Source organism: Serratia sp. DD3 (assembly GCF_000496755.2).
Genome location: NZ_AYKS02000017.1, coordinates 17,404 through 41,786 on the forward strand (window position 1 = coordinate 17,404; position 24,383 = coordinate 41,786).

The 24,383-nt window shown below is 50.9% G+C and carries 22 protein-coding genes, 4 tRNA genes and 1 pseudogene; 7 read left to right on the forward strand and 20 right to left on the reverse strand.

The window, feature by feature from the left end; genetic code table 11:
• Nucleotides 1-104: 104 nt before the first annotated feature.
• The 5 genes from yigB to IO95_RS02910 all read right to left on the reverse strand — a co-directional run bounded on the left by yigB (nt 105) and on the right by IO95_RS02910 (nt 3,579).
• Nucleotides 105-824, reverse strand: a complete 720-nt coding sequence (gene yigB / locus IO95_RS02890) for a 5-amino-6-(5-phospho-D-ribitylamino)uracil phosphatase YigB (protein ID WP_023489774.1) — start codon at nt 822-824, stop codon at nt 105-107.
• Nucleotides 824-1,735: a tyrosine recombinase XerC gene (gene xerC, locus IO95_RS02895; RefSeq protein ID WP_023489773.1), complete on the reverse strand. Its 912-nt coding sequence runs from the start codon at nt 1,733-1,735 to the stop codon at nt 824-826. The genes yigB and xerC overlap by 1 nt, the downstream gene beginning before the upstream one ends.
• Nucleotides 1,732-2,436, reverse strand: coding sequence for a DUF484 domain-containing protein (locus IO95_RS02900; RefSeq protein WP_023489772.1), 705 nt, complete (start codon nt 2,434-2,436; stop codon nt 1,732-1,734). The genes xerC and IO95_RS02900 overlap by 4 nt, the downstream gene beginning before the upstream one ends.
• Before the next feature lie 13 nt (nt 2,437-2,449).
• Nucleotides 2,450-3,274, reverse strand: a complete 825-nt coding sequence (dapF, locus tag IO95_RS02905) for a diaminopimelate epimerase (RefSeq protein ID WP_023489771.1) — start codon at nt 3,272-3,274, stop codon at nt 2,450-2,452.
• A gap of 107 nt (nt 3,275-3,381) precedes the next feature.
• A complete protein-coding gene (locus IO95_RS02910) occupies nt 3,382-3,579 on the reverse strand; it encodes a lipoprotein (RefSeq protein ID WP_037383741.1) in 198 nt (65 codons plus the stop codon).
• 78 nt (nt 3,580-3,657) lie between these two features.
• Here IO95_RS02910 and cyaY point away from each other — a divergent pair, with 78 nt between their 5' ends.
• Nucleotides 3,658-3,978: an iron donor protein CyaY gene (cyaY, locus tag IO95_RS02915; RefSeq protein WP_023489769.1), complete on the forward strand. Its 321-nt coding sequence runs from the start codon at nt 3,658-3,660 to the stop codon at nt 3,976-3,978.
• A gap of 276 nt (nt 3,979-4,254) precedes the next feature.
• On the opposite strand, the gene IO95_RS02920 is transcribed toward cyaY, so the two are convergent.
• Complete coding sequence (locus IO95_RS02920) at nt 4,255-6,813, reverse strand: class I adenylate cyclase (RefSeq protein WP_037383744.1); 2,559 nt, start codon at nt 6,811-6,813, stop codon at nt 4,255-4,257.
• A gap of 276 nt (nt 6,814-7,089) precedes the next feature.
• On the opposite strand from IO95_RS02920, the gene hemC reads away from it, so the two are divergent.
• The 6 genes and pseudogenes from hemC to IO95_RS24965 all read left to right on the forward strand — a co-directional run bounded on the left by hemC (nt 7,090) and on the right by IO95_RS24965 (nt 12,398).
• Nucleotides 7,090-8,031 carry a hydroxymethylbilane synthase gene (hemC, locus tag IO95_RS02925; RefSeq protein ID WP_037383788.1) on the forward strand — a complete coding sequence of 314 codons (942 nt, stop codon included), beginning with the start codon at nt 7,090-7,092 and terminating at the stop codon, nt 8,029-8,031.
• Nucleotides 8,028-8,771: a uroporphyrinogen-III synthase gene (gene hemD, locus IO95_RS02930; protein ID WP_023489404.1), complete on the forward strand. Its 744-nt coding sequence runs from the start codon at nt 8,028-8,030 to the stop codon at nt 8,769-8,771. Before hemC ends, hemD begins: the two co-directional genes overlap by 4 nt.
• A 17-nt stretch (nt 8,772-8,788) precedes the next feature.
• A complete protein-coding gene (hemX, locus tag IO95_RS02935) occupies nt 8,789-9,916 on the forward strand; it encodes a uroporphyrinogen-III C-methyltransferase (protein WP_023489403.1) in 1,128 nt (375 codons plus the stop codon).
• A 3-nt stretch (nt 9,917-9,919) separates the two neighbouring features.
• Nucleotides 9,920-11,113 carry a protoheme IX biogenesis protein HemY gene (hemY, locus tag IO95_RS02940; protein WP_023489402.1) on the forward strand — a complete coding sequence of 398 codons (1,194 nt, stop codon included), beginning with the start codon at nt 9,920-9,922 and terminating at the stop codon, nt 11,111-11,113.
• A 798-nt stretch (nt 11,114-11,911) separates the two neighbouring features.
• Nucleotides 11,912-12,172, forward strand: coding sequence for a type II toxin-antitoxin system Phd/YefM family antitoxin (locus tag IO95_RS02945; RefSeq protein ID WP_023489400.1), 261 nt, complete (start codon nt 11,912-11,914; stop codon nt 12,170-12,172).
• Nucleotides 12,150-12,398, forward strand: a pseudogene (locus IO95_RS24965) (type II toxin-antitoxin system RelE/ParE family toxin). Before IO95_RS02945 ends, IO95_RS24965 begins: the two are co-directional and overlap by 23 nt.
• Before the next feature lie 219 nt (nt 12,399-12,617).
• Here IO95_RS24965 and IO95_RS02950 read toward each other — a convergent pair.
• The 14 genes from IO95_RS02950 to wecB all read right to left on the reverse strand — a co-directional run bounded on the left by IO95_RS02950 (nt 12,618) and on the right by wecB (nt 24,074).
• A tRNA-Pro gene (locus IO95_RS02950) sits at nt 12,618-12,694 on the reverse strand.
• 75 nt (nt 12,695-12,769) lie between these two features.
• Nucleotides 12,770-12,856: transfer RNA gene (locus IO95_RS02955), tRNA-Leu, on the reverse strand.
• Nucleotides 12,857-12,911: 55 nt separating this feature from the next.
• Nucleotides 12,912-12,987: transfer RNA gene (locus IO95_RS02960), tRNA-His, on the reverse strand.
• A 75-nt stretch (nt 12,988-13,062) separates the two neighbouring features.
• A tRNA-Arg gene (locus tag IO95_RS02965) sits at nt 13,063-13,139 on the reverse strand.
• A 194-nt stretch (nt 13,140-13,333) separates the two neighbouring features.
• A complete protein-coding gene (wecG, locus tag IO95_RS02970; protein WP_023489399.1) occupies nt 13,334-14,074 on the reverse strand; it encodes a lipopolysaccharide N-acetylmannosaminouronosyltransferase in 741 nt (246 codons plus the stop codon).
• Nucleotides 14,075-14,076: 2 nt separating this feature from the next.
• On the reverse strand, nt 14,077-15,453 hold the full coding sequence (gene wzyE, locus IO95_RS02975) for an ECA oligosaccharide polymerase (RefSeq protein ID WP_023489398.1): 1,377 nt from the start codon (nt 15,451-15,453) through the stop codon (nt 14,077-14,079).
• Nucleotides 15,450-16,535 (reverse strand): TDP-N-acetylfucosamine:lipid II N-acetylfucosaminyltransferase, encoded by a 1,086-nt coding sequence (locus IO95_RS02980; RefSeq protein WP_037383749.1) that lies wholly within the window; start codon nt 16,533-16,535, stop codon nt 15,450-15,452. The genes wzyE and IO95_RS02980 overlap by 4 nt, the downstream gene beginning before the upstream one ends.
• Nucleotides 16,532-17,782 (reverse strand): lipid III flippase WzxE, encoded by a 1,251-nt coding sequence (gene wzxE, locus IO95_RS02985; RefSeq protein WP_023489396.1) that lies wholly within the window; start codon nt 17,780-17,782, stop codon nt 16,532-16,534. The genes IO95_RS02980 and wzxE overlap by 4 nt, the downstream gene beginning before the upstream one ends.
• Before the next feature lies 1 nt (nt 17,783).
• Nucleotides 17,784-18,914, reverse strand: a complete 1,131-nt coding sequence (gene rffA, locus IO95_RS02990; RefSeq protein ID WP_023489395.1) for a dTDP-4-amino-4,6-dideoxygalactose transaminase — start codon at nt 18,912-18,914, stop codon at nt 17,784-17,786.
• The gene (rffC, locus tag IO95_RS02995) at nt 18,901-19,620 is read right to left on the reverse strand and encodes a dTDP-4-amino-4,6-dideoxy-D-galactose acyltransferase (RefSeq protein ID WP_023489394.1); all 720 of its coding nucleotides are present in this window, start codon (nt 19,618-19,620) and stop codon (nt 18,901-18,903) included. Before rffC ends, rffA begins: the two co-directional genes overlap by 14 nt.
• On the reverse strand, nt 19,598-20,479 hold the full coding sequence (rfbA, locus tag IO95_RS03000; protein ID WP_023489393.1) for a glucose-1-phosphate thymidylyltransferase RfbA: 882 nt from the start codon (nt 20,477-20,479) through the stop codon (nt 19,598-19,600). The genes rffC and rfbA overlap by 23 nt, the downstream gene beginning before the upstream one ends.
• 141 nt (nt 20,480-20,620) lie before the next feature.
• Nucleotides 20,621-21,688, reverse strand: a complete 1,068-nt coding sequence (gene rffG / locus IO95_RS03005) for a dTDP-glucose 4,6-dehydratase (RefSeq protein ID WP_023489392.1) — start codon at nt 21,686-21,688, stop codon at nt 20,621-20,623.
• Nucleotides 21,685-22,947 carry a UDP-N-acetyl-D-mannosamine dehydrogenase gene (gene wecC / locus IO95_RS03010; protein WP_023489391.1) on the reverse strand — a complete coding sequence of 421 codons (1,263 nt, stop codon included), beginning with the start codon at nt 22,945-22,947 and terminating at the stop codon, nt 21,685-21,687. Before wecC ends, rffG begins: the two co-directional genes overlap by 4 nt.
• On the reverse strand, nt 22,944-24,074 hold the full coding sequence (wecB, locus tag IO95_RS03015) for a non-hydrolyzing UDP-N-acetylglucosamine 2-epimerase (RefSeq protein WP_037383752.1): 1,131 nt from the start codon (nt 24,072-24,074) through the stop codon (nt 22,944-22,946). The genes wecC and wecB overlap by 4 nt, the downstream gene beginning before the upstream one ends.
• Nucleotides 24,075-24,383: the final 309 nt, after the last annotated feature.

Consider the following 24,383-nt stretch of genomic DNA (forward strand, 5'->3'; position numbering starts at 1 on the left):
TATACAGATTTAATGCAGATTATACTCAAAAAAGTCCGCGTTGCATGACAAAAACACCCTGCGCCGTTGCTTTTCACTGACTGAATCGGGGCCACCCATGACCATCAAGATAACAAGGCGGTCAACGATGCCAATTGAGAAATTTCGATATGGGGAAGCAAGCGGCTATCATCAGCCTGCATCAGGCTACGTTGGCGGTCGTTGATCCAGCAAGCTTGCAGGCCAGCACGCAATGCTCCCGCCACATCGGTTGTCAGGTCATCGCCCACATGCAAAATCTGCTCTGGGGCCATTGCCAACCGCTGTGCGGCTAACTGATACATATCCTGATACGGCTTGGCGCGACCATCTGGCCCGGAACGCAGCACAAACTGAAAATAACCCGCCAACCCGCACAGCGCCGGATCCACATTACCATTGGTGATCGCCACCAGCGGGTAGTGCCGCGCCAGTGCCTGGAGCGTGGTATGAGTGGTTTCTGGTATCTCGATACAGCTGCGCCACAACGCAAAGTTCTGCATGGCGGCATCCGCACCAATGGTGGCCTGGGCATCACGCAATCCCTGGCGGCTCAGTGCCAGATGTACGGCCCGCCAACGCCACTGAGTCACGTCGTGATAAATCTCAGGTTCCTGCTCACGCAGTTCCTGACGCAAGCGGTAAAAATCCACCGATTGAAAATGGCTCAACCCGGGATGGTAATTTTGCAAAAAGGCGATCGATTGTTGTTCTGCCTGTTTGATCACCGGGCGATTATCGTACAGCGTATCATCCAAATCGAAAGTGAGCGCAGCCAACGGACGCAGCGGACGGTAAAAATGCATCAGGATTTCCCCCGTTTGGCTCGTGGATGAGCAGCATCATAGACATTTGCCAGATGTTGAAAGTCGAGGTGGGTATAAATTTGTGTGGTGGTCAAGTTGGCATGGCCAAGCAACTCCTGCACTGCACGCAAATCCCCACTGGACTCCAGCATATGGGTAGCAAAGGAGTGGCGTAGTTTATGCGGATGGACATGGCTGTTAACCCCCTGTTTGACGCCCCATTCGGCAAAGCGCTTTTGCACATTGCGTGCCGAGATACGTTTACCCTGGTTGGAGAGAAATACCGCATCATCCAGTGGTGCAAACAGATCTCGCAGCGCCAACCAATGCTGCAACCAAGTGACTGCCGTGCGGCCTAGCGGTAATTTTCGCTCTTTACTGCCCTTCCCCATCACCCAGATTTCACCTGCGACCAAATCCATATGGCGGCAATCCAGCCCCACCAGCTCGGCAAGACGCAGCCCGGCACCATACATCACCTCAAGCATCGCGCGGTCACGTACGGCTAACGGATCGTTAAGGTCAATCTCCAGTAGTTGGTTAACTTCATCAACATCCATATTTTTAGGTAAATGGCGACCACTACGGGGTGTGCGGATGCCCTTTGCCGGGTTGGCACTCAACACGCCCTTACTGACCAGCCAATCAAGAAAGCTCCGCAGGGCTGAAAGACGTAGCGCCAGGCTGGAAGCATGGAGCCCGGCACGTTTGCTGCGTACCGCCAGTTGGCGCACTCTGGCTGCATCAAGCATCGGCCATTCACTGACGCCCAGTTCAATCACCATACTGATCAAGGCTGATAACTGGCGCTGATAACTGATTTGAGTCAACGGGCTAAGCTGGCGCTCAACCTTCAAGTAGCGTAAAAACGCGTCTACCGGCTGCTGCAGGCTCGCCACACTGGGGGTCATATCCGCTCTATCCAGCGTTCCAGCAATTCTGGCAGCATAGAGGCCAGTTGACCCAGCATCGCGGTGCCCATCCCTGGCTGATAGTGTTGCGCATCACGGCTACTGAAGATCACCATACCCAGCTCCCCCTGTTCCCCTAATAATGAGAGGGCGACGGAACCAATTTGCTTCGCCTGCGGTAATAGCAATAACAGCTCTGGCCCATTGAGCGTCCCCAGGTAATGATGCTGACTGCCCAAACGTTGAATACGCAACGGTTCAAATGCGGAACGCACCAGACCAAGATGAGTAAAATCCGACGGTGCCCCAATCTTCCAGCGATCAGTAAACAGGCGGATATTGGCGCCCGCCAAGCCGAATTCCCGAGCCCAACGCTGCAAGCGGTTCAGCATATCTTGCAGGCAACTGGCTGTCGCTAAATCCCCCTGCAAATGTAGCAATCGCTCGAACAGCATTTCATTAGCGCGAGCCTGCTCCATCAACAAGGTGATCTCTTCTTCCAGCCGAGTGATATGGTTACGCTGACGTGCCAGTTGCCATTCCACTAACGAAACTGAATCTCGCACAGGATGAGGCACCCGCATCTGCTCTACCTGGCGTGCATTGCGGATAAAGAAATCGGGATTGAGTGACAGGTATTGCATCACGGTGTCGTCATCAAGCTCAATGCCTGCCACTGCCTGCTCTTCGATACGTTTCATACGTCAATGGGCTTCATAGATGAATAAATCCGTCATAAACATGCGTGGCTGGGCCAGTCATAAATAGTGGATGTCCTGGCCCTTTCCAACTGATATACAAACTGCCACCAGGCAGGTCCACCTGCACCTCTTCTGACAGTAACTCCTGTTGGATCCCCACCGCCACCGCAGCACAGGCACCACTACCGCAGGCTTGTGTTTCGCCAGCGCCACGCTCATAAACCCGCAACCTGATATGTTGCTGGCTGACCACTTGCATAAAACCAATGTTCGCCCGCTCTGGAAAACGCTCATGCCCTTCCAGCACCGGCCCCAATAGCTCCACTTTGGCCGTTTGTACATCATCAACCTGTATCACACAGTGCGGATTTCCCATAGAAACCACACCACATAACACGGTATGTTCAGCAGCGCGCATGATGTAGGTTTTTTCCGCTTTGCTGGCACGAAACGGCACTATCTGCGGGTCGAAGTTCGGTTCCCCCATATTGACGCACACCCGATCATCGTCGGTCACACTCAACACCATGCGGCCAGTTTGGGTGCTGACCCGAATATCACGCTTGCCCGTCAACCCCTTTAATCTGACAAAGCGAGCGAAACAACGAGCACCGTTACCACATTGTGCCACTTCACTGCCATCGGCATTAAAAATACGGTAATGGAAATCAAGATCAGGATCGTAAGGGGGCTCTACCACCAACATTTGGTCAAAGCCAATACCCAAATGCCGATCCGCTAAACGGCGGATCAGCTCAGGTGAAAAGTAAACATTCTGGGTAACGGCATCAACCACCATAAAATCATTACCCAAACCGTGCATTTTGGAGAACTGCATATCATACTCCGCTATCTGGACGCACTACCCGTCGTCATTCAAGTTGCAGGCAGGCGGCGACTAAAATCCTTCTGGTCTCCACTTGGGCTGCTGCCAGCGTAAACCCATCACTGCGGGTCGTTCATTGACGGCTGCTGCTGCGTACCGGCAGGTTGCTGCTGGTTTTTACTGACCTTATCCGTGTTGGTGGTCGGTGGTGTTGCCGGTTTGTCTTGCGGCGGAAAATAGAGTGGGCCTTTCAGACCACAGCCAGTCAGCCCTGCCAACATCATGCCCAGTAATACATAGCGTAATTGTTTTTTCATTTGCATTAATGCCTGTAATTCATGCGTCCAAGATTACTATAATCGCAGGTGGATCATGAAAAGCAATAGGAATCGATAATGAACGATAGCGAGTTTCATCAATTAGCCGACCAATTGATGCTGAAAATTGAAGAAACCTTGGATAATTTTACCGGGGATGCGGATATTGATTACCAAACACAAGGTGGCGTAATGACGCTGAGTTTCGAAAACGGCAGCAAAATTGTTATCAACCGCCAGGAACCGCTGCATCAAGTGTGGCTGGCCACCAAAACGGCAGGCTACCATTTTAATTACCATCAGGGTGTTTGGCTCTGTGACCGCAGCGGAGAGGCATTTTTCTCGTTACTCACTGAGGCAACCAGTGCTCAGGCGGGTGAAGCGGTCAGTTTTGTTTGATTAGGCTGGGGCCGATACCTCACCGGCCCCGTGATAAACCCGTGTTATGGGGCACCCGTGACAATGGGATACTGATTCGGCCAGGTCAAAGCAAAGACCACTGAGCATTGGCTATTCCGGGGATCATTCACATGATCTCAAGGGGAAGAACCTTGCCTGGTTGGGTTCCTGCGTCTTATAACATTTACGGTGACAACACACGCCTACGGTGACAACACACGCCGAGCACAACGTCTCGCCGCCGCCATCAGCTTCGTTGAAAGCCTACCGATAAAATCAATGTAACTGGAATTGCTGTTCCAGAGGCGGGACAGGGTTACCGTCAGACATAGTCACGCACAAACTGGATAAGGCATTACTGCGGAATGGGATCACCTGAGTCCGCCCATCGAGTTGTACAATCTGATAAAATTGCGGCAAGTTGAAATTAATAAAGCTGGAACCGTAGGTAAAACGATCATGGGAAGAGGAATAGAAACGGCTGACATCACGCACCAACTCCTCTTTGCTTCCCTCGCAGTGGTGATAAGCCTCCACCCGATTAGATTCATCCAAAATATAGATATTAAAGCCTTGCTGGCCGGTTAAATCTTCAAAGAAGAACTGAATAATCCCCTCGCTGGCAAAACCATCAATGACCGGTGGCAAATGCAACTGATCCGTTTCCACTTTGATCGACAAGCCATGCAGTTTATTGTTGGAGATCGCCCCATAGAACTCCACCGCATTTTCCAGTTTTTGTACCGACACACTCAGGCGTTCAAAAAACAGCCCCCAGGTTTGCCCAGCAACACGCACCGCTTTAAACCGCCCGGGCTCAAGACGGGTACTGGAGAGGCGTAATTCAATACACTCGGAAACCAACTGCTGAATACGGGTACGAATCAAGCCACGCAAGTGCTGACTGTAACAGAACACCTCCACGGTTTCCGGTGGTGACGCATCCTGATGCATCTTGCCAAGAATGGTTTTCAACGCCTCAAGCACCGACTGCTCACCACTAAAATGCAAAGTGCGCACTTCATTCCATGAGTTACGATAGAGCAGGTCAATACTCCCCACCAGACACTGCTGTTGTTGACCAAAACTGAATACATCCAACTTGCGGAAATCAAAATGGACCACTTGATTGCGGAAAGCGACCGTCGGATCCTGTTCCAGATTGACGATGATCGCCAAATGACGGATCTCACAAGGACTGTAGAGTGCTTTTGGGGTGGGTGCCGCCAATCGTAGGGGGAAATGGTGTGAAACATCAGCCACCAATTCGTTCAGTTTTGCTAAGTCGCAGATATCACTGCTCTTGATATGCAAACGCGTTTGTGGCGCCAGCAAGCCGTTAAAGTAGGCCCAAGCCACCAACTTGTTAAGATAACGGTTATATTCTAGTGGCTGATGGCTGACTATAGCCCTCATTTCGGGTGCCTGATTGTACAGATACCAACCAGTGCGATTGGCGCGACCAACAGGCACGTGAATGAAAGTTAAGTCGCTTTCTGACAGATCCGGAGAGATCTGTGGGTTCACCAACGTCACTTTACCCGGTAATGCCTCAAAGGCCGCATACAGTTTACGCGTCAGCACCCCGATATCCTGGGGACTGGCACTGATACTGAGATTATTGCGACGGGCAAAACGGATCAGGTTGCGGTAACTCTGCATCATCGCATCCAACAGCTCGTTATGCGCCTCACGCACCGTCTCGATCTTCCAGTCAGCGCGACTATCGAGGACCGCCAACCGCTGTTCACTCCACCCCCATTCACTCACCAGTTGACCAAGAATTTCACGTCGCCAGGGGATATCCGCCACATTGGACGACGATAATTTTTCGCACACCTTTAAGTAGAAGCAGCGACGAGCCAAATCAAGGCGGGTAGTGTCATTGATTTGCGTCAGATAGTGAGTGACACGGTCGAGCATCATACAGTAGGCATCAAGGCCAAAGCAGACGATTTCCCCTTGGTGTAGGTGGTGTTTGATATCCATCGCCAATAACTGAGTATTCGGGTATTCCCATGAATAGGCTTCAAGTAATAGGGTTTTCAACACCGCTTTATAGGGGGAGTCAATACTCTTATACAATTGCCACAGGCTGGCACCAAAGTACTCTTCTGCCGACAGGGTACCCAACCCACCAAGATCGAGCCACTCATTGGGAGTTAGTGTTCCCTGCGCATACAGCGACAAAACATATTCATCGTAGTGTTCTTCTTCTTCGCTTGGCACCATGTTCCACAAGATGCGTTTCCCTGCCAGGCGAACGGCAGTGCGATAAAATTCATCCAGCAACAGAATGTGCTGGGTTGAACCGCAATCCTCACCACTAAGACTGCCACTTTCATTATGACGGAAACGGTTTTCATCGATCAGGAAGAAGCTGACTTCTACACCCATCGAAGCCGCCCATTTTTCCAGTAAGGTGCATTTTTGTTGCAGGCAGTGACGTTCTTCGTTATCAAGCCAAGATTGGTGACACACCCAAATATCCAGGTCTGAAGTACAACTCTGACCGATTGAGGAGGTACTCCCCATGGAATAGAGACCGGTGATCGGCAGTTCCCCTGAAGCCATCACTTCAAAAGGGCTTCCCCATTTATCTTCTAAATCATTGAGATAGTTTTGTTGAGTTTCATCGGGGGTGTAGAGGCAAATACCATGTGGAACGTTACCATTCAGGTAGCCAGGCAACAATGGATGATGATGGTGCAATAATGTAGGCAGCAGACTATAGACCCGTTGGAACGCAGGCTTCATGGCTGCCAGAGCGCGCTCAACACGTAATTGGTTGATCGCATCCAGTCTTTGTTTCAGTGTCTCGATGTAGAGGTACAAGACGTCTCGCCTGATTGTGCCGATACTTGAAAAAAAACCATATTCCCGGTGCGTCTTTAGTATTAGATAAGTATTTGACGACTTATTATCGGAAACGTGATCAATCTAACATCTTGCTGATTGACCGTAAAGCAGCTAAAGAGAACACGCTGCGTTAAAATCCTCCGAAGCGGGGTAGCCACTTCAAATTGTGTGGTTAATTGCCTATGACGGCTAAGGACACAGCCCGCTACTCAGTGGTAGGATGGAGAGCGAGTAATAAAAATGGTAATCCGCATGCTAGACAAGATTGTTCGAATTGCTACCCGCCAAAGCCCGCTGGCTCTCTGGCAGGCACATTATGTTCGCCAGCATTTACTGGATAATCATCCCGGTTTGCAGGTAGAACTGGTGCCCATGGTCACTCGCGGCGATATTATTTTAGATACGCCGTTGGCCAAGGTGGGTGGAAAAGGGTTGTTTGTCAAAGAACTTGAGCTGGCTCTGTTGGAAGGGCGGGCAGATATCGCTGTGCACTCAATGAAAGATGTTCCGGTCGATTTTCCGGCTGGTCTGGGGTTGGTCACCATTTGTGAACGTGACGATCCGCGCGATGCATTCGTTTCCAACCATTTTGCCTCGCTCGAACAACTCCCCCTGGGGAGCCGGGTCGGCACCTCCAGCCTACGTCGGCAGTGTCAGTTGCGCCAACGTCGCCCTGATCTGGTGGTGTGTGATCTGCGTGGTAACGTCGGTACCCGGTTGGCGAAACTGGATAAGGGTGAGTACGACGCCATTATATTGGCTGTCGCCGGGCTCAAGCGCCTGGGCCTGGAACAGCGTCTAAGCAGCCCAATCAGCCCCGAGCAATCCTTACCTGCGGTGGGTCAGGGCGCGGTGGGTATTGAATGTCGCCTTGATGATGAGATAACGCGCGCCTTACTGGCCCCGCTCAATCACCATGAATCCGAAATCCGTGTCCGAGCGGAACGGGCGATGAATACCCGCCTGGAAGGGGGCTGCCAAGTGCCCATTGGTAGCTATGCGGAACTGACGGGGGAGCAACTGTGGTTGCGTGCCCTGGTGGGTAGACCCGACGGTAGCCAAATAGTACGTGGGGAACGCCGTGGCCCAGCAGCGATGGCCGAACAGATGGGGGTGGAACTGGCTGAAGAACTCCTGGCCGCCGGTGCCCGAGAGATCCTGCATGAGGTTTATCAAGGATATCCCGCCCTATGACCATTCTGGTAACCCGCCCCTCCCCTAACGGAGAACAATTGGTCAGTCGCCTGAGTGCGCTTGGCCGGGTGGCTTATCATGCGCCATTGATCGATTTCGCTCCTGGCGGCGATCTGATCACATTGCCTCAGGCACTATTGCAACTGAAAACGGGTGATCTGGTATTCGCTTTGTCGCAACATGCGGTAAGCTATGCCAGCTCAGTGATCAACCGTGCTGGACTTCAATGGCCAGCCCACTTGTCCTATTATGCTATTGGTCGTACTACTGCACTGGCGTTACACCATATCAGTAGTCGCTCGGTAGAGTACCCGCGTGAACGCGAAATCAGCGAAGTCCTGCTGCAGTTGCCTGAATTACAGCAGCTCGCAGGTAAACAGGTGCTGATCATGCGCGGCAACGGGGGCCGGGAGCTCCTTGGCGATACCTTGGCTGAGCGGGGCGCGGGGGTGAGCTATTATGAATGTTATCAACGTTGCCCGATTCACTACGATGGCAACGAACAAAGTGCTCACTGGCAACGGGCGGGGGTCGATACACTGATCGTCACCAGTGGTGAAATGTTACAACGACTTTATACATTAGTTCCTGACTTCTATCGTTCTTCTTGGCTATTACAGTGCCACTTGATAGTTGTTAGTGAACGTCTGGCTACCCTCGCCCAAGCATTGGGATGGCGCTCAATTCGGGTAGCTGACAACGCAGATAATGACGCGCTGATACGCGCAACAATAACCTGACTATGGGATGTGCCACTATGACGGAACAAAATACTCCATCCGCCCCGGTTGAAGAGCCAACCCCGGTGGCCGAGAGAGTCCAGCAACCAGAGACTGACAGCCGGAAAAGTAAAAGCGGTAGCGGCCCGGTACTGGGGGCAATTGCTATCGTGCTGGTCATCGCACTGGGAGTGGGAGGCTATTATCACACGCACCAGCAAGCCCAGGCGTTGATAGCCGCAAACCAGGCATTGCAGCAACAGTTGACGCAGTTGCAACAGAACCAGCAACAGGAAAAGAGTACGCTAGAAGGTTTGGTACAACAGCAGGCCAAAGCGCTGGATGCCACCAGTGGTGAACAAGCGGCATTAGGCCGTAAATTGAATGAATTGCATGACAAAGTCGCCACTCTCTCCGGTAATGATGCCAAAACCTGGTTACTGGCTCAGGCTGACTTCCTGATAAAAATGGCGGGTCGCAAACTATGGAATGATCAGGACATTACGACCGCTGCCACGCTGCTGAAAAGCGCCGATGCCAGCCTGGCGGAAATGAACGACCCCAGTTTGATTGAGATCCGCCGAGCCATTACCGAGGATATTTCGTCACTCGCCGCGGTAAGCCAAGTTGATTTTGATGGCCTCATTCTGAAAGTTAACCAGCTATCGAACCAAGTGGATAATCTGCGTCTGGCAGATAACCAGCGTGATGGACATCCTATGGAACAGAACGACAGTCAACTGTCGGGCTCACTGAGCGAATGGCGCCAAAACCTGACCAAGAGCTGGCATACGTTTATGGCGGACTTTATTTCCATCCGCCGCCGCGATAGCGGTGCTGAACCGTTATTGGCACCGAATCAAGATATCTATCTGCGTGAAAATATCCGTTCGCGCTTGTTGATCGCCGCGCAGGCAATACCTCGCCACCAAAATGAGGTATATAAACAGTCGCTGGAAACCGTTTCAACCTGGGTTCGCGCTTATTTCGATGCCAATGATCCAGCAACCAAAGCGTTTCTGGATGAGTTGGATAGTCTGCTCCAGCAATCAATTTCAATGGATGTACCGAGTCAGCTCAAAAGCCAGCCTCTACTGGAAAAACTGATGCAGACCGAGGTGCGTAATCTGTTGAGCCAAGCACCTGCTACTCATCAGGAGGGATAAGCTATGTTACGCGTGCTATTCCTATTCCTGGTGCTAATTGCCAGTGTCGTGGTGGGGCCAATGTTGGCCGGTCACCAAGGTTACGTGCTGATCCAAACTGACAATTACAATATTGAAACCAGCCTCACCGGTCTGGTGATTATGGTGATCCTGCTATTCTTGGTGCTGTTTGTCATTGAATGGATATTACGCCGTATTTTCCATACCGGTGCCCGTACACGCGGCTGGTTCGTTGGCCGCAAACGCAGCCGTGCTCGCAAACAAACCAAAGCCGCATTGCTCAAGCTGGCAGAAGGTGATTACAAGCAGGTTGAAAAACTGCTGACCCGCAATGCCGATCACGCTGAACAACCGGTAGTGAACTACCTGTTGGCCGCAGAAGCCGCCCAACAACGTGGGGATCAGTTCCGTACCAATCAGTATCTGGAACGTGCCGCAGAGGCCGCCGATACCGATCAACTGCCCGTAGATATTACTCGTGTACGTCTCCAGTTGGCTCAGGGGGAAAACCACGCAGCACGGCACGGTGTTGACCGTCTGCTGGATCTGGCCCCCCGTCACCCGGAAGTGTTGCGACTTGCTGAGCAGGCTTATCTAAGCACTGGCGCTTATACGTCTCTGTTGGACATTCTACCTTCGATGAGCAAGATCAAGCTGCATAGCGAAGAAGAGATCCAGGCTCTAGAACAACAGGCTTATATCGGTCTAATGAATCAGGCAATGGCAGATGAAGGGAGCGATGGGCTGAAGCGTTGGTGGAAAGATCAGAGTCGTAAAATACGCCATGATGTCTCACTGCAGGTCGCCATGGTAGAACACCTGATTGAGTGTGATGATCATGAGCTGGCACAAGAGATTGTACTCAGTGGCCTGAAACGTCAGTATGATGACCGATTAGTGTTACTGATCCCACGCCTCAAATCTGACCATCCGGAACAGTTGCAGAAAGCCTTGCGCCAGCAGATAAAACTGCATGATGCGACTCCATTACTCAACAGCACACTAGGCCAGTTACTGTTGAAAGAGGGTGAATGGCAGCAGGCCAGTGACGCATTCCGCGCTGCATTGCAACAGCGCCCTGATGCGCATGATTACGCCTGGTTGGCCGATGCACTGGATAAACTACACCAAGCCGATGAAGCTGCGCAAATGCGCCGCGAAGGATTAATACTGACGTTGAAGCAAAACGGCGAGTAATCAATCTGTCGGTCTCTAATGAATGGCTCAGCACTCAAATGCTGAGCTTTTTTTTGCTCTGGCTGCAGGACAAAAAAAAAGACACTTGCCATCAGGTAAGTGTCTAAAAGAAGCAATCAGGTCTAGGACAACTGAGTCGGTGCCTCACTCAACGTTATGCCCGGAGTGTGATGGAGTCGTTGCAAGCAACGTTTTCATCGTTCTGGTGGACAATAGGCACCCTAAAATCGGCTCTGCATCATTCCTGGGTTTATGAAGCCTAAGGCAAACATAAGAAATGGAATGAGCATCTACGTAATAGATAATGCACTTGGCATGCCAACTTATGAAAAATGAGTGCTGATTAAAATAAAATCATTTATCTTTATGAATTTTAATGTTTTTTTATTTAAACCCCAACTTCCCCCAAAATAATCGGTTTATCGGGTATTCTCAAATGTGCCCCGCTTGTCTCCTTAAAACGACGAGATAATTGATAATTTATTTTATTGTTTAAAATCATGGTATTATCTGTCTCAAACTGGCGACAGCAAACCCAGAGATAAGCGACAAAAGGAGACAGGTTAGAATTTATCCCCATCTTCCTGCTGGAAAGAGATTGATCGCTTCGATGCTCGTTACAGATTTGGCTATGACTATTACTGATGCCACAGCTAATGAACACATACCTGTAAACGTCTAAAACCGCCTGTAAACCAGGACTAGCGACTACCCCGCAAGAAAAACACTTTTAAAGACACTTTTAAATGATCCATTAAATAACCTACAATAAAAATTCAACATAAGAGGAGTAAGACCATGCCATTTCAAGTTTTAACCACCACTGCTGCAAGTATTACCGAACTTAAGCGTGATCCAATGGGAACCTTCAATGCAGGTGAAGGGGCGCCTGTCGCCATTCTTAATCGTAACGAACCCGCCTTTTACTGTGTTCCCCCTGCTCTTTATGCACAGTTCATGGAAATGCTTGAGGATGAGGAGTTGGGCCGGATAGTTGATGAACGAGCAGGTGAACCGGTTATTGAGGTCAATATTGATGACCTACAAGCTGGCATTTAATCAATCAGCCCTAAAAGAATGGAAAAAACTGGGGCATACCCTTCAGGAATAATTCAAAAAGAAACTTAAAGAACGGCTAGAAAACCCACGCATTCCTGCCGCACAACTACATGGGCGCAAAGACCAATATAAAATCAAGCTACGCGGGGCGGGATATAATAGGCTAGTTTACTGCGTTGAAGATGACATTATCACGGTCACCGTCATTGGTGTGGGTAAACGTTAAAATGATGGCATCTACCACATCACAAAACAGAGAAACTGATCACCGGGAATTTTCTTTATTAGCTCAAACCTCTTTCGGAGGTGATTACGCACATCCTGTACTCACCCCTTACGGGGCCAACGCCTGGGGCGTTGTTCAAAACTGCTCCAGGCTGTTTTGTCTCATCCTCTTAAACGACAGGCGAAAAAAAACCTGCTAAAAAGCAGGTTTTTTCGAATTTGGTCGGCGAGAGAGGATTCGAACCTCCGACCCACTGGTCCCAAACCAGTTGCGCTACCAAGCTGCGCTACTCGCCGATTTGATGTTGCTGATACTAGTGAATTTTTAAGCTTATGTCTATGTAAATCTTAAAATTTATTAGACATTTTGTGTGGTGCGAAGAGAGGGACTTGAACCCTCACGTCCGTAAGAACACTAACACCTGAAGCTAGCGCGTCTACCAATTCCGCCACCTTCGCACAGTCACAAAACAGCTTTTAATTCATCATTTTACGTTAGTCATGCTCTGTAAAATGGGGTGGCTAATGGGACTCGAACCCACGACAACTGGAATCACAATCCAGGGCTCTACCAACTGAGCTATAGCCACCATTGTTACTTGTTACTTGTTATACTTTACTTCACGCGGTAATCATACCACCGCAGCTCCTGCGCACAAAATTAATGGCGCGCCCGACAGGATTCGAACCTGAGACCTCTGCCTCCGGAGGGCAGCGCTCTATCCAGCTGAGCTACGGGCGCGTAGCGCCGTTGCGGGTGGGGATACTACGGTTTTAAACCCTTCCTGTCTAGTGCTTTTTCTCAGAAATGGTGCGTTTGATTACGCTTTGTTCACTCAACCCGCAGAAAGGCCCCTTCAAGGCTTTTTTAGCTGCCTGGGTTCCCCACATCGTACCCGCAAACAACCGCAAACAAGAGGTAAGCCCAATAGGGGCTCACATCTTGCCGCTATAGTAATAACCGACAAATTTCAGCAACCGCAACTGACGGCGAATACGGCTTGGTTGGCTGAGCAAGCGGTAAAGCCACTCCAAACCAAGATTTTGCCAAACCTTAGGGGCACGCTTTACATGACCAGTAAACACGTCGTAAGTACCGCCTACGCCCATATACAACGCTTGTGGATGTACCTCACGGCAGTCACGCATCAGGATCTCCTGTTTTGGCGACCCCATAGCCACAGTGACAATCGCCGCGCCACTGTCACGAATGCGTTCGAACAGCGCTTCCCGCTGTTCCGGCTTGAAGTAACCGTCCTGGCTCCCCACCAAATTAACATTCCATTGGTTACGCAGCTTTTGCTCGGTTTCCGCCAATACATCTGGTTTACCCCCTACCAGAAACACCGGTGTGCCCTCCTGCCCGGCCCGTTGCATCATGGCTTCCCACAAATCCGCCCCCGCCACGCGGGAAACCTGCGCACCAGGATATTTACGGCGGATCGAACGCACGATACTGATACCATCTGCGTATTTATATTCTGCCTGGTCAAGCAGTCCATGCAGTGCCGGATCGGTTTCCGCATTCAGGATTTTTTCAGCATTCATCGCCACCAGAGTGCCTTGCTTGACCTGACCACCCTCAAACAAAAAATCCATACACTGTGCCATATCACGAAATCCCCATAAGCTAAAACCACGTAGCTCATAGTTAGGAACCGAAATGTTTGCTTCCATTGTTACTCTTTCCTTTGCAGAAGAGAGTTGGCAGTCGCCGCCAACCTACGCTTACGCATCACGCGGGCTTTAATCAGCCCAGCAGCATCAAACAGCCAGTACAGTAATTTTGCCAATACCAGACAAGCACCAAAAATAATACAGAAGAACACCACGCGCGAGACAAAGGAATCTACCCCCTCACGCGCCAACACGATGATATTGAACACCGCACCAAAACAGAACCCCTGCAAAATAGCCGCTTTATAGCGGTTCTGCTCATTTCTGCCCAGCTCATACAACCAATCAAACCACTTGATAATCAGCCCCACCGCCACGGCACCCAGCGGGATAAACAACCAACCGCCCATCACCACCAGTGACCCAATCAAGGTCGGGGAGATCGCCAACCCGGAATGGTTATCCAGCACTTCCCAGGTAAAGTAGTTGGCGGTATTCAGCACCAAGTCCGGCCGCCCAGGCCATAGCCAAGTAGGAATGAAAACGTAAAAATCACGGGCAATCGGTGCCAGCCCCTGAAAATCAATCTTGTCGTAATTTTGCAATAATAATGCCAAGTTTTCCCAGGGTGAGAAGGTATCTCGTGTCAGGTAAAGGAAAGTATAGAGTGCCTCCGCACCACGGACATCCAGGCTGTAGCGTTTCAACGCCAGCCAGAACATACCGACAATACCGAACACCCCGGCCGCCACCAGCATCCACAACGAAATCCAGCCACGCACAATGCCGATAAACAGGAACAATGAGAACGCGATAATGATGTTGGCGCGAGTCCCCCCCACCACCACGTAGGTCAGAATACCAAAGGCAACCGTCGCCACCAGGAAAGCAAACCAGGCGCGCAGGTCCTGTTTAAGGAAATAGACCACCAGCATCGCCGGGATGAAAAAATAGAAGAAACGCTTAAGCGCTACTCCCGCCACATCGCTGGAGAAAATCTGGCTATAGGAATTAAGTTTGAATAATAGGAAGCCGTTCTGCATAAAGAATATGCCAACGGTGCCCATGGCCACCAAGGCCAACAGTATCCAGGTCAGGTTGGTTTCCACACGGTTCATGGTAAACAGCGGCTTATGCGACTGTTGTTTGCTGCGTTTACGCAACCGCGTCTTGTAGCTAACGTAGTAAATCGCATAAAAGCTGGTGGCGGAAAGAATGGCATACAGCAGATATTCTACCGGGACCACCGCCACATCAAACTGGAAAACCAGCAGGCAAGTCAGTGGAAAACCGAAGTAAAACGTCAACAGATAGAGCAGAGAAAAAAAGACATTAAAATTAAATCGTACACGCCGAAACTCCTGATACGTCAGGAACAGGACAAACAGCGCGCCAATCAAATAGACGACAAACAACCCACCAAACTGCGCCAGGGTCATGGGTTTTCTCCTGCTGCCAGCGCCAGAGCCTGCTGCCAGCCATCAACATAGTTCGGATTAAAAAAGGCAATGGCTTGTTTATCCAAAGTAGCCAGTTGGCGTTGCGCCTCACGGATGACGGTTTCATTCAACGGATCACCATAAAACAGTACCGGCAAATGCTGTTCAGCCAAATCCTGCCAGAACGGGTTGTTACGGCTCAATACAAACGGCACGCCAAACTGAATCAGCAGACATAACGTACCTATACCTTGCTGGCGGTCAAAGATAAAGTAACCGAGATCGCATTCACGCAAGATATTGAGATAATCATCAAACGCCACCTGTTGAGTCAGCAGTTGTAGATGCTGTTCACCAAACAATTTCACCCCAACGGCACGCACTTGCTCAATATAGGCCTGATTATTGGCGGGATATCCCATGGGGATAATCACCTGCACATCCGCGCCAAATTGCTGATAGATAGCCTGTAGCGCTTCGATATGGCGATTAGTTTTATCACCGGAGTTGCCCAGCAGAATGGTCATCGGTCCGGCACTCTTTTTGTTGACCTCAATCCCCGTCAAGCTTGGGTCCATCCGCGTAGGGAAATAGAGCAACGAGCCAGGAACCCGCCCATGGCGTTGCCGGTAGTGATTTAAATCTCCCCGCGTCGCAAAGACATGGTGCACGCGCCCTTGGGCAATACGCCGCAGCAGGTAGAACAGACGGAATTTCCAGTGAGTGGCATTTTCATACAGGTCGGCTCCCCAGATATGCCAGCTCACCTGATGTGCTTTAATCTTGCCACTGAGCAATGCTAACCACAGCGCGGCATTAAATTGCCCATGGAAAAAGAAACGGTTATCACGGCTGGCTTGAGCGCAGGCAATCACCGCCGCAGCCAGGCTTTTCTTATCCGGCAAAACCTCGATATCCAACTTGGGATAATGCCCCAATGCGTCGGCATCTTTGGCTGCCACCATAAAATGGCGTACCTGTTCAGCGGGTAGACGCTCTGCCAGCACATCATTGAAAAAGCGCAGCACCGTCTGATTATGATGGGGGATATCAGAGCCCAGTACGTGGATCAGTGTCATCATACTCGTCTACGATAAAGAATAAATACGCCGCTACAGAGCGCGAAATACACTATATAGGTTGCCATATAAGCCTGTGTTGCACCCAACGGACCATGCAATGGGATTAGCCAGTGGGAAAACAGCGTCAGCAATATAAACTGGGTGACTTCTGCCAGAATATAGAAACGCAGTGACGCTTTGGCGATCACCAGATAACCGAAAACGTAAGCGCCCACTTTCAACACATCCCCCACCAGTTGCCAGGCAAACAGATCACGCATAGCGATGAACTGGGGTGAGAACAGTAACCAGATGGCAAAATCACGTAACAGCCAGACGGTAAAGCTGGCGGCGGCCACCGCAGGCAAGACAAACTTCAGTGAACGGATAATTTCCTGCGAAATGGCGTGCTTTTCCTGCAAGCGCGACAATGTCGGCAACAAATAAACCGTAAAAGAGGCGGTAATAAACTGCAAGTAAGCATCAGAGATACTACTCACCCCTTGCCAAATCCCCACGTCATCCCAACTGTAGTGCGCTGCCAGCAGGTTACGCATCATCACATAAGCCACCGGCAGGGTCACCGAGGTGATCAACGCCATAATGGTAAATTTGCCCAGGTGGCTCGCCAAAGCTTTATCCCAGGCCAGAGCCAGATAATGCAGCGGCAGCGCCTTACGCCGCCAAAGCATAAAGCCAGCAGGCAACACCACCAACGCGGGGACCAGGGCCAATCCGGTCAAGGCGCCGGCATATCCGCCCACCCAGAGGCATAAAGTGAACGCCAGCACACCAATAAAGCTACCGGCGATCACCGCCAGGGCATTACCCATGGCATCGCGGTAGCCTTTAATGATCGCCAAAAACAGGTTGGCGTAAGCGATCCCCATCTGGATAAATGCCACCGCGCGCACGACATTCACATACTTAGTATGATCGAACAACGCACGGCTGATAGGCTCGGCGGCCAACAGAAATATCAGCGCGAGTAACGTTGAAAAGCCCAGCACAATCGTCGATGCCGTCCCCACCGTTTTTTTTAAGCGCTGGGGATCATGGTGATATTCGGCAACATACTTGGTGATGCCGTTAAAAATACCGGCTCCGGACAGCACTCCCAGCACGGTAATCAGTTGGCGGTAGTTACCCGCCAACCCGACACCACTGGGGCCAAAGGTCACCGCCAGCATTTTAATCACCACCAAACCCACGCCTATTTTTATCAGCGTGGACCCGGCAGTCCAGATTGATGCTTTTGCCAGTGACATATCAGGCGAAGAAACTCTGGATGGTATTGATTACCGTGCGTTGGTTAACATCAGTCATGTTGTAGAACAGTGGCAGGCGCGCCAGGCGTTCGCTCTCTTGAGTAGTGAAACGATCTTCACCCGCCATGCGACCAAACATCTCACCCGCCGGGCAGCTATGCAGTGGGAGATAGTGGAATACCGACATGATCTCTGCTTCTTTCAGATAATTGATAAACGCGGTACGCTGCTGCATATCTTGCAGTTTGATATAGAACATATGGGCATTCTGCACACAATCTTCTGGCACGCTCGGTAACACAATGCGCCCGGCGTCTGCCAAAGGTTTGAATGCATCATAATAGTTATGCCACAGCTTGAGGCGACGCTGATTAATCTCTTCAGCCGCTTCCAGTTGTGCCCACAGATAAGCCGCCTGTAGGTCTGACATCAAATAGCTGGAACCGATATCACGCCAAGTGTATTTATCTACCTGACCACGGAAAAACTGGCTACGGTTGGTGCCTTTCTCACGGATAACTTCCGCACGATCAATCAACACAGGATCGTTAATCAGGGTTGCACCACCTTCACCACCGGCGGTGTAGTTCTTGGTTTCATGGAAACTGAAGCAACCAATATGGCCAATAGTCCCCAGCGCTTTACCTTTGTAAGTCGACATCACCCCCTGCGCGGCATCTTCTACCACAAACAGGTTGTATTTCTTCGCCAGCGCCATAATGGTGTCCATCTCACAAGCCACACCGGCATAGTGCATAGGGACAATGGCGCGGGTCTTGTCAGTGATCGCTGCTTCGATCTTGGTTTCATCGATGTTCATGGTGTCTGGACGCAAATCAACAAATACTGGCACTGCACCACGCAGTACAAACGCATTAGCTGTCGACACAAAGGTGTAGCTTGGCATGATCACTTCATCACCAGGTTGGATATTCAGCAGTATGGCTGCCATCTCCAGTGATGCAGTACAAGAAGGGGTCAGCAATACTTTCGGGCTGACGAAATGTTGTTCCATCCATTGCTGGCAACGACGAGTAAAACCACCATCGCCACACAGCTTGCCGCTGCTCATCGCTGCCTGCATATAATCAAGTTCAGTGCCAACAACCGGTGGTGCATTAAATGGAATCATGTAAACCTCTATAGAACCAATACGCGGTGCTTTGTATAGTGGCACCGTGCCGTTGATAGAGCCGTAACGCGGCGGTATTACTTATTTGAGTCGCAACCCACAGGCGCTGCAGCCGTTGCTGCTGGCACCAATTGATCGCAGCTACCATTAGCCGTGAACCGGTCCCCTTTCCTTGTTGGTGTGGAAATGCCGCCAGCAAACCAATACGGGCCTGTTGTTGGCCAATATCACGCAGGCTGACAAATCCTTCTGGTTCGCCCCCCTCTCCCAGCACCAATAAGCACTGATGATCAAAGGTACCCAACACCGCTTTCTCAATCCAGGTGGCGTAAAACCGCCCACTGTCTTGCTCCCCGTACCAAGGGGTACGGAAACGGCTGGCAGCAAATACGTTCGTCGCTGCCTGGCGCAGCAAGGGAATATCCTCCACTTGAGCCATGCGCACTGCCGGTAATAATGAAGCACTTTCCATGCCAACTTCTAGCACCAGATCAACTTCGCCCTCCGCCAACCGAAAACCCAAACCGGCCAGCCCATCGGCTAAATCAAGACGCGACGCCGGAATTTTAGCCTGAACCAGGGCATAAGCATCCAGCTCAGCGGGTACCAGCGGCGGTGCCACCTCAGAAAAATCCAGTTTGGCACTGTTGATATGGAAAAATTCGCTTTCCCAGCCCAAAGGCTCAATATTGGCGTGGACGGACATGGAGTAAATCCAGCAAATATTTGCCATAGCCGGTTTTGGCTAACGCCAATGCAGCACGTTTGACACCTTCATCATCCAGCCAACCATTACGCCAAGCGATCTCTTCCAGACAGGCGACCTTAAACCCTTGGCGCTTTTCCACAGTTTGTACAAAGGTACTGGCTTCGATCAGACTGTCATGAGTACCGGTATCAAGCCAGGCAAAGCCTCGGCCTAGCAGCTCAACACTTAATTGCCCGCGCTCCAGATACATCTGGTTGATGGTGGTGATTTCCAACTCGCCACGGGGCGAAGGTTTCACCTGCTTGGCGAAGTCCACCACCTGATTATCATAAAAATAGAGGCCAGTGACCGCCCAGTTGGATTTGGGCTCGAGGGGTTTCTCTTCAATTGACAGCGCACGGAACTGGTCATCAAACTCCACCACACCAAAGCGCTCTGGGTCCATCACCTGATAACCAAATACCGTGGCACCATGCAGGTTATTGACCACGTTTTTCAGTTTCGGGCTAAAGGCCTGGCCAAAATAAATGTTATCACCCAACACCAGGCAGCTCGGTTCCCCAGCGATAAACTCTTCACCGATCAGAAAGGCTTGCGCCAGTCCGTCTGGGCTAGGCTGTTCGGCGTAACTCAGGTTGATGCCAAACTCCGCACCACTACCGAGTAAACGGCGGAACGAAGGCAGATCTTCAGGGGTAGAAATAATCAGAATATCGCGGATCCCGGCCAGCATCAGCACCGAGATTGGATAATAGATCATCGGCTTATCATAGATAGGCAGCAACTGCTTGGAGACACCGCGCGTAATCGGGTGCAAACGCGTTCCCGAACCGCCAGCAAGAACAATACCTTTCATCTTGACTCCTTGACTCACCTTCGCACTGCGAAAGTCCTTTTAGTCATAGGTTATTAAACTGTAATCAGCTTAATGACCTAGCCCATCAATGGGCCAGGTAATACAACCAACCACAAGATTGCTTGAAAAACGAGGAGGAGGTTACTGGCTCAGCCCTAAACGTTCCCCAGCATAGGAGCCGTCTTGTACCCGACGCCACCAGGTTTCGTTGTTCAGATACCAAGAGACCGTTTTGCGGATACCGCTTTCAAAGGTTTCCTGTGGGCGCCAACCCAACTCACGTTCGATCTTGCTGGCATCAATGGCATAGCGCATATCATGGCCGGGGCGATCTTTGACGTAAGTGATCAAATCGCGATATTTAGCCACACCTTGTGGTTTGTTCGGTGCCAACTCTTCCAATAGATCGCAAATCGTGTGCACCACCTCGAGATTCTTACGTTCGTTATGCCCACCGATATTGTAGGTTTCCCCTACTACACCCTCTTTGACCACCTGATACAACGCACGGGCATGGTCTTCCACATACAACCAGTCACGCACCTGTGCGCCATTGCCATAAACCGGCAAGGGTTTACCCGCAATCGCGTTTAGGATCACCAATGGGATCAGCTTCTCAGGAAAATGGTAAGGGCCATAATTATTGGAACAATTGGTGACCACAGTGGGCAAACCATAAGTACGCAACCAGGCACGCACCAGATGGTCGCTGGATGCTTTAGAGGCAGAGTAAGGGCTGCTTGGTGCATAAGGCGTGGTTTCGGTAAACAAGTCGTCCGTACCATGCAGATCACCATACACTTCATCGGTAGAGATATGGTGGAAACGGAAAGCCGGTTTTTTCTCTTCCGCCAGACCTTGCCAATAATGGCGGGCCGCTTCCAACAAAGTGTAAGTACCCACTACGTTGGTTTCGATAAACGCGGCTGGGCCATCAATAGAACGGTCCACATGGCTTTCTGCCGCCAGGTGCATCACTAAATCGGGTTGGTATTGCGCAAACACCCGGTCAAGTGCAGGCCGGTCACAGATATCCACCTGCTCAAAAGCATAGCGCGCATCATCCGCCACTACCGCCAATGAATCCAGATTACCGGCATACGTTAGCTTATCCACCACCACTACGCTATCTGCCGTACCATTGATAATGTGTCTTACTACGGCAGAGCCGATAAAACCGGCCCCGCCGGTAACCAGAATACGTTTCAACGCCAAACTCCTTTAGTATCAACGACCCAAGACTGTTTAACCTCTTGCGGTTTAATCGCCTTGAATTCTTTGTGATCAACCAACATCACGACAATATCTGCCTGCTGCAAAGCCTCGGCAAGGGTTTTCAAAGTCACATGACCGGCCAAAGATTTTGGCAATTGCTCCACATTGGGCTCTACGACTAACGTTTCACCCACATGCCAGTCGGCAATCAGATGAGCCACTTCAACCGCTGGGCTTTCACGCAAATCATCAATATTCGGTTTGAACGCCAGACCAAAACAGGCAATTTTCACTTCATTGGCGCGCTTGTTGGTGGCTGCCAGACAATCTGCCACCGCCGTCTTGACGCGATCAACCACCCAGTGTGGCTTACCATCGTTAACCAACCGGGCGGTATGGATCAAACGGGCCTGCTGCGGGTTCTGCGCCACGATAAACCAAGGGTCAACGGCGATACAGTGCCCACCGACACCAGGACCAGGCTGCAAAATATTAACCCGTGGATGGCGGTTAGCCAAGCGGATCAGCTCCCATACATTGATGCCCTGATCAGCACAGATCAGTGAAAGTTCGTTGGCAAAAGCAATGTTAACGTCGCGGAAACTGTTTTCCGTCAATTTACACATTTCGGCGGTGCGAGAGTTAGTGATTACACACTCACCTTCCAAGAAGATTTTGTACAACTCACTCGCACGCTCAGAGCACTTCGGCGTCATCCCGCCGATCACGCGGTCATTCTGGATCAGTTCCACCATCACCTGCCCGGGCAACACACGCTCTGGACAATAGGCAATGTTAACATCGGCTTGTTCACCGGCATCCTGAGGGAAACTGAGGTCACTGCGCTCCTGCGCCAGCCACAATGCCACCTGCTCAGTCGCACCCACCGGGGAAGTAGACTCCAGGATCACCAAATCGCCTTTTTTCAGTACCGGCGCCAGTGATTTCGCCGCGGCTTCCACATAGGCTAAATCGGGCTCATGATCCCCTTTAAATGGCGTGGGTACCGCAATCAGAAACGCATCTGCGGGCAGGGGTTTATTCACCGCTTGTAAGTAACCCCCTTCAACCGCCGTCTTCACTACGCGGTCCAGATCGGGTTCGACAATATGGATCGCACCACGGTTAATGGTATCCACCGCATGTTGGTTAACATCTACACCCACCACTTTTTTCTTGCGGGAAGCAAACGCCGCCGCTGTTGGCAAGCCGATATAACCCAAGCCAATAACTGAAATCGTGTTAAAACTCATAGTGTCACCTGATGATTCTTTAAAGCTTCGAGGATACGCTGGCAGGCATGCCCGTCACCGTAAGGGTTATGCGCCCGGCTCATGGCATGATAGGCGTTGTCATCTGTCAGTAACCGGGTAACCGCATCAACAATTCTGGCTACATCTGTTCCTACCAATTGCACCGTGCCGGCATCCACCGCTTCCGGTCGCTCAGTGGTATCACGCATCACTAACACCGGTTTACCCAGTGAAGGAGCCTCTTCCTGAATACCACCCGAGTCGGTCAGGATCAGATAAGAGTGAGTCATCAGATAAACAAAAGGCAGGTAGTCTTGCGGGTCGATAAGAATGACGTTTTCGATACCTTTCAAAATGCGGTTAACTGGCTCACTGACGTTCGGGTTCAAGTGCACCGGATAGACCACCTGCACCTCTGGGTGCTGGCGCGCGATCTCTGCCAGTGCGCTGCAAATACGCTCAAAACCGCCACCAAAACTTTCACGGCGGTGCCCTGTCACCAGGATCAACTTCTTATTGGCATCCAGGAAAGGGTAGCGCTGTTCAAGACTATTACGCAGGGTGGCGTCAGACATAACGCGGTCACGTACCCAAAACAATGCATCAATCACTGTATTACCAGTTACGATAATATGGTCATCACTCAGTGACTCACGCAGCAGGTTTTGACGCGAATTTTCCGTCGGCGCGAAATGGTACATCGCCAAATGACCGGTTAATTTACGGTTGGCCTCTTCTGGCCAAGGGGAATAGAGATCCCCCGTGCGCAATCCTGCCTCGACATGCCCCACCGGAATACGCTGATAAAATGCCGCCAGACTGGTGCTCATGGTCGTCGTCGTATCACCATGAACCAGCACCACATCCGGTTTGAAATCTTCCAGCACGCCTTTTAACCCTTCCAGGATACGGCAAGTGATTTCACTCAGCCCCTGGCCCGGTTTCATAATATTCAGATCATAATCAGGTACGATTTCAAACAACCGCAATACCTGATCCAACATCTCACGATGCTGTGCCGTAACGCAGACTCTAGATTCAAAGGCTTCGTCCTGAGCCAGAGCATGTACCAAAGGAGCCATTTTGATGGCTTCCGGCCTGGTACCAAAAACAGTCAACACTTTCACAGCGAATCTCTTTTGGTCTGTAAACTGCAGGCAAACCTGCAAATGGGGCACTTATCCCCGTCATCAATAAAGCTGCTGCGGTGTGGGCTACGCTCGTGCACCCGAGTCACTTACCCATGTAAGCTCATCGGGATGAATGAACCTCATCTCTGAGGTTTACCCTTCGGGCCAGCACGAGTGCTGTTCAAATCGGTGATGACCGATTTGTCTCTCGTTTGCTGCCTACCTGCAACTTCATTGAACTTGGGTAGATGTGTCCGTCAATAAAATCCCGCTATCCTTCAAGCTGCAACAACCTGAATAGCCGCC

What these genes read in the sequence shown, in the direction of transcription:
- yigB (WP_023489774.1), bottom strand. Translation starts at nt 824, where the DNA reads ATGCATTTTTACCGTCCGCTGCGTCCGTTGGCTGCGCTCACTTTCGAT.
- xerC (WP_023489773.1), bottom strand. Translation starts at nt 1,735, where the DNA reads ATGACCCCCAGTGTGGCGAGCCTGCAGCAGCCGGTAGACGCGTTTTTA.
- IO95_RS02900 (WP_023489772.1), bottom strand. Translation starts at nt 2,436, where the DNA reads ATGAAACGTATCGAAGAGCAGGCAGTGGCAGGCATTGAGCTTGATGAC.
- dapF (WP_023489771.1), bottom strand. Translation starts at nt 3,274, where the DNA reads ATGCAGTTCTCCAAAATGCACGGTTTGGGTAATGATTTTATGGTGGTT.
- IO95_RS02910 (WP_037383741.1), bottom strand. Translation starts at nt 3,579, where the DNA reads ATGAAAAAACAATTACGCTATGTATTACTGGGCATGATGTTGGCAGGG.
- cyaY (WP_023489769.1), top strand. Translation starts at nt 3,658, where the DNA reads ATGAACGATAGCGAGTTTCATCAATTAGCCGACCAATTGATGCTGAAA.
- hemC (WP_037383788.1), top strand. Translation starts at nt 7,090, where the DNA reads ATGCTAGACAAGATTGTTCGAATTGCTACCCGCCAAAGCCCGCTGGCT.
- hemD (WP_023489404.1), top strand. Translation starts at nt 8,028, where the DNA reads ATGACCATTCTGGTAACCCGCCCCTCCCCTAACGGAGAACAATTGGTC.
- hemX (WP_023489403.1), top strand. Translation starts at nt 8,789, where the DNA reads ATGACGGAACAAAATACTCCATCCGCCCCGGTTGAAGAGCCAACCCCG.
- hemY (WP_023489402.1), top strand. Translation starts at nt 9,920, where the DNA reads ATGTTACGCGTGCTATTCCTATTCCTGGTGCTAATTGCCAGTGTCGTG.
- IO95_RS02945 (WP_023489400.1), top strand. Translation starts at nt 11,912, where the DNA reads ATGCCATTTCAAGTTTTAACCACCACTGCTGCAAGTATTACCGAACTT.
- wecG (WP_023489399.1), bottom strand. Translation starts at nt 14,074, where the DNA reads ATGGAAGCAAACATTTCGGTTCCTAACTATGAGCTACGTGGTTTTAGC.
- wzyE (WP_023489398.1), bottom strand. Translation starts at nt 15,453, where the DNA reads ATGACCCTGGCGCAGTTTGGTGGGTTGTTTGTCGTCTATTTGATTGGC.
- IO95_RS02980 (WP_037383749.1), bottom strand. Translation starts at nt 16,535, where the DNA reads ATGATGACACTGATCCACGTACTGGGCTCTGATATCCCCCATCATAAT.
- wzxE (WP_023489396.1), bottom strand. Translation starts at nt 17,782, where the DNA reads ATGTCACTGGCAAAAGCATCAATCTGGACTGCCGGGTCCACGCTGATA.
- rffA (WP_023489395.1), bottom strand. Translation starts at nt 18,914, where the DNA reads ATGATTCCATTTAATGCACCACCGGTTGTTGGCACTGAACTTGATTAT.
- rffC (WP_023489394.1), bottom strand. Translation starts at nt 19,620, where the DNA reads ATGTCCGTCCACGCCAATATTGAGCCTTTGGGCTGGGAAAGCGAATTT.
- rfbA (WP_023489393.1), bottom strand. Translation starts at nt 20,479, where the DNA reads ATGAAAGGTATTGTTCTTGCTGGCGGTTCGGGAACGCGTTTGCACCCG.
- wecC (WP_023489391.1), bottom strand. Translation starts at nt 22,947, where the DNA reads ATGAGTTTTAACACGATTTCAGTTATTGGCTTGGGTTATATCGGCTTG.